Here is a 12,466-nt window from a genome sequence, read left to right on the forward strand (position 1 = left end):
ACGCGACCTACCGCCCCTCCGGCCAGACGTCCGTGTCGTGGTCGGGGTGCTGATGGTTGCTCGCCTTGATCGCGCCGACATAGGCCGCCATCGTCTCTTCGGTCGTCCCTTCGGCCGGGATCGAAAGCTCCGCGAACCAGGGCATCTGCCCTTCGAGACCGAACTGGAAGCGCGGTGGGAACTGCGATGGATCGTCGAACGACCCCGTCGTCAGGTTGATATGCTTGCTGTCGAAATAATCATAGCTGAGCGGCGTTCCACAGTCGCGGCAGAAACCGCGCGCCGCCTTGTCCGAACTGTTGAATGTTGCCGGGCTTCCGCGCGTCCAGCGAATCGCGTCGCGCGGCACGCCGATCAGCGCGATGAAGAAATTGCCCGCCGCCTTCTGGCACATCCGGCAATGGCAGATGTGCGACGTGTCGAGCACCGCACTGACATGATAGCGCACCGCGCCGCACTGGCACCCGCCCGATGCTTCGGTTTCGATCCGTTCCATGACCGAAAGCTATCAGCGGCGGCGCGGCCTCGCAACCGCGCCGCCGCATGGCGTCACGTCCCGAAGCGCGCGATCACTTCCGCCAGCGGCAGATGTCCGCGGCACAGTCCGCCGCCTGCGGCGCTTTCGCCGCTTTCCAGCGCGGTGGCATGGACGACCGCCGGATCGGCCTCCAGCCGCGCGCGCAGCGCGGCGAGCTTCGGCCAGCGGGTCGGCGGCGCCACCTCATGAAAATCCAGCCAGCGCGCCACCCCGACGAACAGTGCGTCGGCCAGCGTCGGCCGGTCGCCGACCAGATAGGGACCATCACCGGCCATGGCTTCCAGCTTGTCGTGGCGTTCGATCACCGCTTCCCTGCCGAATTCGCGCAATGATGCCTGCAACGCTGGACGCGGCGGGTCCATCTCCATTGCCGCCCATAACGGGCTGAAGGCGCCGGTGAAGCCGGTGTTGATGAACGCCATGATCTGCCGCATCCGGTCGGCCTCGGGCGACAGCGGATCGGGGCTGATCCGCCTCTCGTCGTCGCGCACCGCCAGCCAGCTGGCGATCGCCATCGTTTCGGTCAGCACGCGGCCCTGGTCGGTAATCAGCGCGGGCGTCTCGTGCCGCGCGTTGATGCGGGCATAGGCGGGCTCGCGCATTTCGCCGAGCATGTCGACGCGGCACAGGCGATAGGGTTTGCCCAGCCACTCGAGCGCGGCGACAAGCCCCATGGAGCTTCCCAGCGGGAAGCCATAGATAAGGATCGGTTCCAAGATATTGCTCCATCGTCCTGTAAAGGAGGGGGAGCTGCGCAGCGATTTCGGATATAGGGCGTCCGTTCGCCGCGTAAATTACGCACCTTTTTGTAACCATGAGGGCGATGATGAAAGAGCTGGTTTCACGCTGTCCGATCGAGGAGGTGATGCAGCTACTGGGCGGCCGCTGGCCCAGCCTGCTGATCTATTATCTCAGCGACGGGACCAAGCGGTTCAGCGACCTGCAACGCGACAATCCGACGATCTCGCACAAGATGCTGACGCTCGAACTGCGCAAGCTCGAGGATGCGGGGATCGTTCGCCGCACTGACTTCGACGGCTATCCGCGCCGCGTCGAATATGGCCTGACCGAGGATGGCGAAAGGCTGGTGCCGCTGATCGACGCGCTTGGCGACTGGTGGGGTTCGATGGTTGCCGCACCAGCGGACGCGACCGTGGTCGCCGCGGACTAGCGCGTCACTCCCACTCGATCGTCCCCGGCGGCTTCGACGTATAATCATACACCACCCGGTTGATGCCCTGCACCTCGTTGATGATGCGCGTCGCGCAGCGGCTCAGGAAGCTGGCGTCGAAGGGATAGATGTCGGCGGTCATGCCATCGGTCGAGGTCACGGCGCGCAGCGCGCAGACATGGTCGTAAGTGCGCCCGTCGCCCATCACGCCGACCGTCTTGACCGGCAGGAGCACCGCAAACGCCTGCCAGATCGCATCGTACAGCCCGGCGTTGCGGATTTCCTCGAGATAGACCGCATCGGCCTTGCGGAGGATGTCGCAGCGCTCTTTGCTGACTTCGCCTGGAATGCGGATCGCGAGGCCGGGGCCGGGGAAGGGGTGGCGGCCGACAAAAATGTCGGGCAGGCCCAGCTCCTTGCCGAGCAGGCGGACCTCGTCCTTGAACAGCTCGCGCAGCGGCTCGACGAGCTTCATGTTCATGCGTTCGGGCAGGCCGCCGACATTGTGATGACTCTTGATCGTGACGCTCGGCCCGCCGGTGAAGCTGACGCTCTCGATCACATCGGGATAGAGCGTGCCTTGCGCGAGGAAATCGGCGCCGCCGATCTTCCTGGCCTCTTCCTCGAACACATTGATGAACTCGGCGCCGATGAACTTGCGCTTCTGTTCGGGGTCGGTGATGCCCGCAAGCCCCGCCATGAAGCGCTCCTCGGCGTCGACGACGACCAGCGGGATGTTGTAATGGTCGCGGAACAGGCGTTCGACCTGTTCGCGCTCGTTCATGCGCAAGAGGCCGTGGTCGACGAAAACGCAGGTCAGCTGTTCGCCGATCGCTTCGTGGATCAGCACCGCGGCGACCGCGCTGTCGACCCCGCCCGACAGGCCGCACAGCACGCGCTGGTCGCCGACCTGTGCGCGGATTTCGGCGATCTTGGTGGTGCGAAACTCGGCCATCGTCCAGTCGCCGCTGCACCCGCAGACGTGGCGCACGAAATTGGCGATCAGCTTCGCGCCGTCGGGGGTATGGACGACTTCGGGGTGGAATTGGGTACCATAATAGCGGCGCTCGTCATTCGCGATGACTGCGAAAGGCGCGCCGTCGCTGACTGCCACGATACGGAAACCCGGCGCGAACCGGGTCACGCGGTCGCCGTGGCTCATCCACACCTGATGCCGTTCGCCGACCTGCCACAGCCCATCGAACAGCACGCAGGGTTCGGTGACGGTCAGGAAGGCGCGGCCGAATTCGCCGTCGCGTTCGCCATCGATGCCGCCGGGTTCGACTTTTCCGCCGAGCTGCTGGCTCATCACCTGCTGGCCGTAACAGATGCCCAGGATCGGCAGGCCGCTGTCAAAGATCGACCGGGGTGCGCGCGGGCTGCCCTCGGCGGGAACCGACGCGGGCGATCCTGACAGGATCACCCCCTTGGGCCGCATCCGTGCGAGCGCCGCCTCGGCGGCGCTGAACGGGACAATCTCGCTATACACGCCCGCCTCGCGGACGCGACGGGCGATGAGCTGGGTGACTTGCGATCCGAAGTCGATGATCAGGATCGATTCAGGGGCGGCGGAGGGGTCGGGAGTCGGCATGGCTGGCCGATAAGGAAGCCGGGCCATGCTGTCCAGCGGTCGATATGGGCTGCTCGTCGAACGGCCGTGTCCCCGACACATTGTTGCGACAATTGCGACATAGGTGAACGCCGCGACAAGCAGGGCGTCAGCGGGCGTTAAGCCCTGCCATGCAAAGAAAAAATCAAGACAAAAGAACAAGGCTTCCCCCCGATGAACGACAATCGCTCCTTCCTTTCCGCTCGAACCGTGCTGCTTGCGGCGAGCGCCGGCGTCGCACTGCCCGTTGCCGCGGCGGCGCAGGTCGGCCCGCAAGCGGTTGCCGCGCTGGTCGACCAGCCCGCCGATCAGGCGCCCCCGGCATCCGAAGCGGTCGAGAATGCCTATGACGATTATGCCGATGGTGCGATTGTCGTCACGGCGCCGCGCCTTTCCGGGCAGCTCGACACGGACATCAAGGCCGAAGCCGAACTCGATGAAGCCGCGATCGCGAGCTATGGCGTCTCGAACGTGTCCGAACTGCTCGAAGCGCTGGCGCCGCAGACGCGATCGGGCCGCGGGCGCGGTAGCGGGCGGCCGATCATCCTCATCAACGGCCGTCGCATCGGCGGGTTCGGCGAAGTGCGCAACCTGCCGCCCGAGGCGATCGCCAAGGTCGAGGTGTTTCCCGAAGAGGTCGCGCTGCAATATGGCTATTCGGCCGACGAGCGCGTCGTCAATCTGGTGCTCAAGCCCGATTTCCGGCAGGTCTCGATCGAGGCCGAAGGCGGCATCCCGACGCAGGGCGGACGTTTTCAGAGCGAGGTCGAGCCGAGTTTCCTCGCGATCACCGAAAGGGGCCGGATCAACATCAATGCCGGCTGGGAAAGCAAGTCGATGCTGCGCGAAAGCGAACGCGACCTTGTTTATGACGATCCGGCGCAGGCGGCCGAAGCGCCCGCGCGCAGCCTGCTCGGCGCATCCGACGAATATCGCATCGACGCGACGGTCCAGCGCAGCCTGAACAAGGTCACCGATGCGTCGATCAACCTGCGGCTCGACCAGACCGACACGCTGTCGCTGCTCGGCCCCGGTCCCGGCGGCGTCGGCGATCCGCTCACACGCGACAGCCGCGCGCGCAACCTCACGTCGACCGCGAGCGTCAACGGGATGCTCGGCGACTGGCGCTGGTCGGTCACCGGCAATTATGCCGACGCCGATCAGCGGACCTTTACCGACCGCATCGACGGCTCGGTCGACCGTTTCGACAGCAGCCAGCAGACATTTGGCGGCAACGCCAATCTGTCGGGCACGGTGACCGAAGGCTGGGCGGGGCCGATCCGCCTGTCGATGACCGGCAGCTATTCGGGCTTGCGCTTCGACAGCCGGTCGCAGCGCGCCGACGGCGTGACCACCACCGACCTGTCGCGCGACCTTCCCGGCGTGTTCGGCTCCTTGACCGTGCCGCTGCTCGACCCCGATTATGCGGTCGGCAAGATCGGCACGCTGTCGCTGACGCTCAGCGGACAGGTTCAGAATCCCAGCGATTTCGCCGCACTCAAAAGCTGGGGTGCGAACCTCAACTGGGGCGTCACCGACAGCCTGTCGCTGATCGCCAGCTTCAACAGCGACGAGGCCGCGCCGGGGATCCAGCAGCTTGGCGCCGCGCCGCTGGTGACGCCCGCGGTGACCTATTACGACTTTGCCACCGGCCAGACGGTTCAGATCACGACGACGACCGGCGGCAATCCCTTGCTGCTTGCCGAACAGCGCCGCGACCTCAAGCTGGGGCTCAACTGGTCGCCGCCGATGATCGACGGGCTCAACCTGTCGGTCAATTACAACCGGAACAAAAGCCATGACACGGCGAACAGCTTTCCGCTGCTCACGCCCGAGATCGAGGCGGCCTTCCCCGACCGCGTCACGCGCGATGCCAACGGTGTGCTCGTCGCGCTCGACCAGCGACCGGTCAATTTCGACCGCGCCGAAAACTCGCAGATCCGTTGGGGCCTCAATTTCGGCAAGAGCTTCGGGCAGGAGGAGCAGCGCGCCGGGCCGCGCCGCGAGGGCGGCGCTCCCGGCGCCGGGGCGCCGCGCGGCGGGCCGCGGGCGGGCGGGGGTGGACGCGGTGGTCTCGGCCGCATGTTCGGCGGTGGGCCGCAGGGCGGTCGCTGGCAGGTGTCGCTCTACCACACGATCAAGCTCACTGACACGGTGCTCATCCGTCCCGGTGTTCCCGAACTCGACCTGCTCGATGGTTCGGCGACGGGCAGCGGCGGCGGATCGAACCGTCATCTCGTCGAACTCGACGGCGGCGTCTTCTACAAGGGGATGGGCGTGCGTTTGAGCGCGAAATATGACAGCGGCAGCACGGTCACGGGCGGCAGTGCGGGCGACCTTGACTTCGGCGACCTCGCAACCTTCGACCTGCGTTTTTTCGTCAACCTCGACCAGCAGCCCAGGCTGACCGGCGCACTCCCCTTCCTCAAAGGCTCGCGCCTCCGCCTCGCCATCGACAACGTCTTCGACGCCCAGCGCAAGATCACCGACGCGAATGGGGTGGTGCCGCTGAACTATCAGCCAGGATATATCGACCCCCTGGGCCGCTATATCGAGCTGGAGTGGCGCAAGACTTTCTAGGCTGCGACGCCTGCCGTCCCGATCGCGGTCTCCGACACGGAGTCGGCGGGAACGAAGGACAGCGCGCGCGCGAACTGCGCGGTGCATCCCGCCCAGCTGTATCGCGCGCCGAGCGCGGCGGCATCGCTGCGGTCGCAGGCCAGCGCGCGGTCGATTGCGCGGCCCAGGTCTTCGTCGAGCGCGCCGGCGCCGTCGGTCACAATGTCGCCCGGTCCCGGCACCGGATAGGCGGCAACCGGCGTGCCGCAGCTCAGGGCTTCGATCACGACAAGGCCGAAGGTGTCGGTGCGACTTGGAAAGACGAACACATCGGCACCCGCATAGGCCGAAGCGAGCGTCTCGCCGCCAAGCTTGCCGAGGAACAGCGCGTCGGGATGGCGGGCCTTGAGGTCGGCGAGCGCGGGACCGTCGCCGACGACGACTTTCGTGCCGGGGCGGTCGCAGTCGAGGAATGCGCCGATATTCTTCTCGACCGCCACGCGGCCGACATAAAGCTGGATCGGGCGCGCCAGCCCGTCAAAGGCGGGGTGCGCAGCACGGTCGGGTCGGAAGAGCGCATGATCGACGCCGCGTTCCCACATCATCGTTTGGGCAAGGCCCCGATCGGCGAGTTCGCGCGCCAGGCTGCGCGTCGCGACCATGATGTGCCGCGCCGGGCGGTGGAACCAGCGGATGAAGCGCCAGACAAGGGCGGGCGACACGGGCAGGCGCGCCGCGACATATTCGGGAAAGCGGGTGTGATAGGCGGTGGTGAAGGGAAAGCCCTTATCGAGGCACCAGCGCCGCGCCGCGAGCCCCAGCGGCCCTTCGGTCGAGATATGGATCGCCTGCGGCGCAAAGGCGCGGATTCGGCGCCCCACCGCGCGCCGCCCGGCAAAGGCAAGGCGGATTTCGCCATAGGAGGGGCAGGGGATCGACCGGAACAGGTCGGGCGAGATGACGCCGACCTCATGCCCCGCGGCGCGCAGCTCGGCAATTGTCGCCTGCAGGGTGCGGACGACCCCGTTGACCTGCGGCTCCCACGCATCGGTGACGATCAATATCCTCATGCGGCGGCGGGCAGCATCAACTGGGTCGGCGCGTTGCGCGCGGCGACTTCCTTCGCCCAATGCAGGATTTCCATGGTGCCGTCATGATGTTCGACAAGCGCGGTGCAGCCTTCGACCCAGTCGCCATCGTTATAATATCCGGTGCCCTCGATCTCGCGCATCTCGGCGCTGTGGATATGGCCGCACACCACTCCGTCGACCCCGCGCGCGCGCGCGGCATGGGCGACGACCTCCTCGTAGCGACCGATGAACTGGACGGCGTTCTTGACCTTGTGCTTGGCGACCATCGACAGCGACCAATAGGGCAGGCCAAGCTTGTGGCGGACCCAGTTGACCACGATATTGCACTTCATCAGCGCGGTGTAGGCAGCGTCGCCGACGAAGGCGAGCCAGCGGTGCGCGAGCATCACCGCGTCAAACTCGTCGCCATGGACGATCAGCAGCTTGCGGCCGTCGGCGGTTTCGTGGATCGCCTCGCGGCGGATTTCGACGCCGCCGAAATCGAAGCCGTCGAAGGGACGCACCATCTCGTCATGGTTGCCGGGGACATAGACGACGCGCGTGCCGCGCTTCGCACGCTTGAGCACGCGCCACACGACGTCATTATGCTCGGGCGGCCAGAAATGGCGCTTCTTCAAACGCCAGCCGTCGATGATGTCTCCCACCAGATACAGCGTCTCGCAATCGACATGGTCGAAAAAGTCGATCAGCATCGCGGCGTTGCAGCCGCGCGTGCCAAGATGGATGTCGCTGACCCACACGGTGCGATAGCTCCGTCGCTCGCCGATCACGCGCTCCGGGATATGCGGATCGGTCGTGAAGGGGTCGGCAAAGCGCGCGGGGATCGGCAGGGTCGAGATCGATGCCATGTCACACTCCGTAAGCAGCCTTTGGCTGCCCCCGGCCTAGACAGGAGTTTTGTTACATGCGGGGAATCAAAGTCGCGACACTATGAAGAAAGTTCGGTGTCACTTTCGTGACGTTGCCGATTTGACACATGCTGGATCAGATATACAGCACGCCGCTCTAGCTGTTTGGTCCAATCAGGTTCTCCGGATGACCAGATTCCGGATTTCGCTCATGTCTTCCATCGCAAAGCGCACGCCCTCGCGGCCCAGCCCGCTGTCTTTCACCCCGCCATAGGGCATGTTGTCGACGCGATAGGAGGACACATCGTTGACGACGATGCCGCCGACGTCGAGATGGTCCCACGCCGTCAGCACCTTGTGCAGGTCGCGCGTGAAGAGGCCGGCCTGGAGCCCGAACTTGCTGTCGTTGACTTCGGCGAGGGCGGCGTCCCAGTCGGTGAACTTCGACAGGATGACGACGGGACCGAAGGCTTCTTCGCGCACCACGTCGTTGTCGCCGGGCACATTCTCCAGCAAGGTCGCCTCCAGCATATTGCCGTCGCACCCGCCGCCCGCGAGCAAGGTGGCGCCCGCCGCGACCGCATCGTCGATCCAGCCCTTCAGCCGCTGCGCTTCCCTGGCCGAGATCATCGGGCCGATGAAGGTGTCGCGCTGCTTGGGATCGCCCGATTTCAGCGTCCTGACCCGCGCGGTGAGCATGTCGCGGAACCGGTCGTAGACGTCGGCGTGGATGATCGCGCGCTGCACATGGATGCAGCTTTGCCCTGACTGGTAATAGCCGCCGAAGATGATGCGTTCGAGCGCATGATCGAGGTCGGCGTCGCGGTCGACGACCACCGCGGCGTTGCCGCCGAGTTCGAGCACCACCTTTTTCTTGCCCGCCTTGGCCTTCAGGTCCCAGCCGACGCCGGGCGAGCCTGTGAAGCTGAGCAGTTTCAATCGCTCGTCGGTGGTGAACAGGTCGGCGCCGTCGCGGCTCGCGGGCAATATGCTGAACGCACCTTCGGGCAGGACGTCGCATTCGGCGAGCACCTCGCCCATGATGATCGCGCCCAAGGGCGTCAGCGACGCGGGCTTCATCACAAAAGGGCAGCCCATCGCGATCGCGGGCGCGATCTTGTGCGCGGCGAGGTTCAGCGGGAAGTTGAACGGCGAGATAAAGCTGCACGGCCCGATCGGCACGCGCTTCCACATCCCCATATAGCCCCTGGCGCGCGGCGAAATGTCGAGCGGCTGCACCTCGCCATAATTGCGCGTCGCTTCTTCGGCGGCGATGCGGAAGGTGTCGATCAGGCGCGTGACCTCGCCCTCGGAATCGGCAATGGGCTTGCCCGCCTCGACGCAGAGCGCATAGGCAAGCTCGTCGAACCGCTCCTGAAAACGCGCGACGCAATGGCTGAGCACGTCGCGCTTCTCATAGCCCGCCAGCCGCGCCATCGGCTCGGCGGCGCGCACCGCGCCCGCAATCGCTTCGTCGATCACGTCGGGGGTCGCGAGCGCGGTGCGGAAGGCGATCTCGCCAGTGTACTTGTCGGTCACGACAAGGTCGCTGTTCGGCTGCGCGGCCTTGTTGTTGAGGTAGAGTGGGTAGACGTCTTTCAACTTCATTTTACAAATCTCCGTACCCCGGCGAAAGCCGGGGTCCAGGGCTGGAACGCGCGACGGCCGCGCAAGGACGCTCTGCACCCCGGCTTCCGCCGGGGTGCAGGGTGAGAAAGGTCAAAGCTCCTTCGACAGCCGTTTGATATCGTTGTTCAATATCTGGTCATTCTCCGAATAATCGACCGGACAGTCGATCAGATGGACCCCCGGCGTGTCGAGGCAATGGGCGAGTAGTGCTTTGAGATGCGCGGCGCTTTCGACGCGATGGCCGCTCGCGCCATAGCTTTCGGCATAACGCACGAAATCAGGGTTGCCATAGGTCAGCCCCCAATCCTTGAACCCCATATTCGCCTGTTTCCAGCGGATCATGCCATAGCTGTTGTCGTTGAGGATGAGCACGGTGAGATTGAGGCCGAGGCGCACCGCGGTCTCCATCTCCTGGCTGTTCATCATGAAGCCGCCGTCGCCGCAGATCGCCATGACCTTGCGGTCGGGATAGAGCATTGCCGACATCATCGCGCTCGGCAGCCCCGCGCCCATCGTCGCGAGCGCATTGTCGAGCAGCACCGTGTTCGGCTTGCACGCGGTATAGCCGCGCGCGAACCAGATTTTATAGACGCCATTGTCGAGACAGATGATCCCGTCGTCGGGCATCGCGTCGCGGATCTGCTGCACAAGATAGGGCGGAAAGATGGGAAAACGCTCGTCCTTGGCGAGCGGCGCCGTGTGCGCGACCTCGGCCTTGCGATAGGCGAGCAGATGGTCGAACTTCCAGCCGCCGCTCACGACGATGTCCTCCTTCATCTGCCACACCGCATTGGCGATGTCGCCGATCACCTCGATGTCGGGAAAATAGACGGGATCGACTTCGGCGGTCTTGGTCGACACATGGATGACCGTCGGGCCGTCGCGCTGCATGAAGAAAGGCGGCTTTTCGATCACGTCGTGGCCCAGATTGACGATGCAGTCCGATGCCTCGACCGCGCGGTGGACGAAATCGCCCGCGCTCAGCGCCGCGCAGCCGAGGAAGCTGGGGTGTCGCTCGTCGATCACGCCTTTGCCGAGCTGCGTCGTGAGGAAAGGAATGCCGGTCTTTTCGATGAATTGCCGCAGCATCCGGCTCGTCATCGTGCGGTTCGCGCCGGCACCGATCACCAGCACGGGCGATTTCGCCTTTTCGAGCGCCTTCACCGCTTCGCGGATCGATTTGCTGTCGGCGTTCGGTCGCCGCGAATGGCTGCGTTTCAACGGGGTCGAATCGGTATGTTCGTCGGCGATGTCCTCGGGCAGCTCGATATGCACGGCGCCGGGCTTTTCCTCTTCGGCAAGGCGAAAGGCCTCGCGCACGCGGCTCGGGATATTGTCCGACGACGCCATCTGGTGCGTATATTTGGTGATCGGCCCCATCATCGCGACGACGTCGAGGATCTGAAAGCGCCCCTGTTTCGACTTCTTGATCGGCTTTTGCCCCGTGATCATCATCATCGGCATCCCGCCCAGCTGCGCATAGGCGGCGGCGGTGACGAAGTTGGTCGCGCCGGGGCCGAGCGTCGCAAGGCAGACGCCGGTCTTGCCCGTATGGCGGCCATAGGTCGCGGCCATGAAACCCGCGCCCTGTTCGTGCCGGGTGAGGATCAGCCTGATCTTCTTCGATCGCGACAGGCTGTCGAGGAAATCGAGATTTTCCTCGCCCGGCACGCCGAAAATATATTCGACGCCTTCTTCCTCCAGACATTCGATGAACAGATCGGATGCTTTTTTCATGCGTGTCGCCCCCTTAAGCCGCGCACCATCATGGTGCGGCCCCAGATCATGCCGGCGACCCCTCGGCATCATATCGTTGCAGCGGCGCCCGTCATAAGCCCGCGAGTCCCTGCTGCTTCACGCAGGATTTGTAACGAGGGGGGAGGGGGTTGTCACGCCGGGTGTCTTCGGTCGCATTGGATAAGATTCGCGCAGAGGCCGCAGAGATCGCAGAGGGAAAAGGGATTTTCGAAAAGCGCGGAAAACTGTGCAACTTCACTCGGAATTTGTGTTGCAGGCGTTTTCCGTCGGAGTGCGCGGCTGCGCTTAAAGCGACAAAGGATACGCATGGGCGCACCGAAAATGTCTCCTTTGTGGCTTTAAGCGAAATCGCGTGCGGTGCCGTCGCCGCGGGTGTCTGGTTGTGGAGACGGGGCGTTGCATGGTGCATGGGCGGAAGCTAACGCGGGGCGATTGTGTAGGACAGGATATTTTCCGCGGTGGGGGCGAGTTTGGGGGTTGAGCAAGCTGTCACCGTAATTCCATTACAGATACTCTAACGAGAAGGGCTAGGGGGAGGCGGCGCTACCGGAGGCGGATCATAAACCGACTTGCAGACTTCGTCGAATACGCTGCCCAAAACAGAGCCGGGAGGCGTGAATGTCTCCTCGGCGTGGGGGGAGTCTTGCTTAATCAGGACGTTGCCATCCCCGTCATAAGCAACGAGGCTTAGGCGGGCTGTTGCGGTGCTGTCGCAATCTACCCTGTAAAGCGTCATTATTGAACGGGCTCTTTCGGATTTATTCTTGGAATGGTCCTGATCGATCCAAAATGTCCGGTCTGATCGTACGCCTTTCACGCTATCCGCGTTCACGCGCCAAACAGCGCCACTATCCAGTTCGGTTACGTAAACGAGGCCTGAAGGCCTGATCGAAACAGGAGCGAAGATGGGGGGCGGTGGCGACGGCGGCTCTTCCTCTTTCCACCACTTATCATAGGCGAGCCATGCGAGAACTGCCGCGCCAGCTAGCGGCCAGAACCAATCACCATCGCTTGCCATACCCCCTCCTAGCGAAAAATCTCAGCCTCGTCGCCCGTACCCGGTTCGTCCGTCCAATGCTTAGAATAATGGATATACCGTTCGACCCCGACCACGGCGGCGCCAATAGAAAATCCGATCAGCCCCCCGTAGAAACCACTGGGCAAGAAGAAGCCCCATATGGCAGCACAAACTAGCCATGCGGACCCGGCAGTAAAAATCGCGCGTCGATGCGGCGGCATCCGCCGGAAAGCAAATAGACTGAT

The 12,466-nt window shown here is 64.2% G+C and carries 10 protein-coding genes; 2 read left to right on the forward strand and 8 right to left on the reverse strand.

The features are described 5' to 3' along the window. Window positions 1-7 precede the first annotated feature (7 nt). Window positions 8-496 (reverse strand): GFA family protein, encoded by a 489-nt coding sequence (locus SALA_RS03170; protein WP_011540942.1) that lies wholly within the window; start codon window positions 494-496, stop codon window positions 8-10. Between the two features lie 53 nt (window positions 497-549). Next, window positions 550-1,254: a glutathione S-transferase family protein gene (locus tag SALA_RS03175; RefSeq protein ID WP_011540943.1), complete on the reverse strand. Its 705-nt coding sequence runs from the start codon at window positions 1,252-1,254 to the stop codon at window positions 550-552. Between the two features lie 110 nt (window positions 1,255-1,364). Between SALA_RS03175 and SALA_RS03180 the strand changes: the two genes are divergently transcribed. Then, complete coding sequence (locus SALA_RS03180) at window positions 1,365-1,709, forward strand: winged helix-turn-helix transcriptional regulator (protein WP_011540944.1); 345 nt, start codon at window positions 1,365-1,367, stop codon at window positions 1,707-1,709. A gap of 4 nt (window positions 1,710-1,713) precedes the next feature. Here the strand turns inward: SALA_RS03180 and guaA are convergent, their stop codons facing one another. Further along, window positions 1,714-3,300, reverse strand: a complete 1,587-nt coding sequence (guaA, locus tag SALA_RS03185) for a glutamine-hydrolyzing GMP synthase (protein WP_041383039.1) — start codon at window positions 3,298-3,300, stop codon at window positions 1,714-1,716. A 192-nt stretch (window positions 3,301-3,492) separates the two neighbouring features. Between guaA and SALA_RS03190 the strand changes: the two genes are divergently transcribed. Further along, the gene (locus tag SALA_RS03190; RefSeq protein ID WP_011540946.1) at window positions 3,493-5,898 is read left to right on the forward strand and encodes a TonB-dependent receptor plug domain-containing protein; all 2,406 of its coding nucleotides are present in this window, start codon (window positions 3,493-3,495) and stop codon (window positions 5,896-5,898) included. On the opposite strand, the gene SALA_RS03195 is transcribed toward SALA_RS03190, so the two are convergent. From SALA_RS03195 to SALA_RS17715, 5 genes are all read right to left on the reverse strand, one after another. Beyond that, complete coding sequence (locus tag SALA_RS03195) at window positions 5,895-6,947, reverse strand: glycosyltransferase family 4 protein (protein ID WP_011540947.1); 1,053 nt, start codon at window positions 6,945-6,947, stop codon at window positions 5,895-5,897. The two genes, SALA_RS03190 and SALA_RS03195, sit on opposite strands and share 4 nt — an antisense overlap. After that, window positions 6,944-7,816, reverse strand: coding sequence for a UDP-2,3-diacylglucosamine diphosphatase (locus SALA_RS03200; protein ID WP_011540948.1), 873 nt, complete (start codon window positions 7,814-7,816; stop codon window positions 6,944-6,946). Before SALA_RS03200 ends, SALA_RS03195 begins: the two co-directional genes overlap by 4 nt. A gap of 174 nt (window positions 7,817-7,990) precedes the next feature. Beyond that, a complete protein-coding gene (locus SALA_RS03205) occupies window positions 7,991-9,424 on the reverse strand; it encodes an aldehyde dehydrogenase family protein (RefSeq protein ID WP_011540949.1) in 1,434 nt (477 codons plus the stop codon). A 111-nt stretch (window positions 9,425-9,535) separates the two neighbouring features. Further along, window positions 9,536-11,182, reverse strand: coding sequence for an acetolactate synthase large subunit (locus tag SALA_RS03210; RefSeq protein ID WP_011540950.1), 1,647 nt, complete (start codon window positions 11,180-11,182; stop codon window positions 9,536-9,538). Window positions 11,183-11,717: 535 nt separating this feature from the next. Then, window positions 11,718-12,221, reverse strand: a complete 504-nt coding sequence (locus SALA_RS17715) for a surface-adhesin E family protein (RefSeq protein ID WP_011540951.1) — start codon at window positions 12,219-12,221, stop codon at window positions 11,718-11,720. Window positions 12,222-12,466 lie beyond the last annotated feature (245 nt).

Origin of the sequence: Sphingopyxis alaskensis RB2256 (assembly GCF_000013985.1) — a bacterium.
Classification (GTDB): Bacteria; Pseudomonadota; Alphaproteobacteria; order Sphingomonadales; family Sphingomonadaceae; genus Sphingopyxis; species Sphingopyxis alaskensis.

Excerpts from the sequence above, each read along its gene's own strand:
- SALA_RS03170 (WP_011540942.1), bottom strand. The coding sequence starts at position 496 with ATGGAACGGATCGAAACCGAAGCATCGGGCGGGTGCCAGTGCGGCGCG.
- guaA (WP_041383039.1), bottom strand. The coding sequence starts at position 3,300 with ATGCCGACTCCCGACCCCTCCGCCGCCCCTGAATCGATCCTGATCATC.
- SALA_RS03195 (WP_011540947.1), bottom strand. The coding sequence starts at position 6,947 with ATGAGGATATTGATCGTCACCGATGCGTGGGAGCCGCAGGTCAACGGG.
- SALA_RS03180 (WP_011540944.1), top strand. The coding sequence starts at position 1,365 with ATGAAAGAGCTGGTTTCACGCTGTCCGATCGAGGAGGTGATGCAGCTA.
- SALA_RS17715 (WP_011540951.1), bottom strand. The coding sequence starts at position 12,221 with ATGGCAAGCGATGGTGATTGGTTCTGGCCGCTAGCTGGCGCGGCAGTT.
- SALA_RS03205 (WP_011540949.1), bottom strand. The coding sequence starts at position 9,424 with ATGAAGTTGAAAGACGTCTACCCACTCTACCTCAACAACAAGGCCGCG.
- SALA_RS03210 (WP_011540950.1), bottom strand. The coding sequence starts at position 11,182 with ATGAAAAAAGCATCCGATCTGTTCATCGAATGTCTGGAGGAAGAAGGC.
- SALA_RS03190 (WP_011540946.1), top strand. The coding sequence starts at position 3,493 with ATGAACGACAATCGCTCCTTCCTTTCCGCTCGAACCGTGCTGCTTGCG.
- SALA_RS03200 (WP_011540948.1), bottom strand. The coding sequence starts at position 7,816 with ATGGCATCGATCTCGACCCTGCCGATCCCCGCGCGCTTTGCCGACCCC.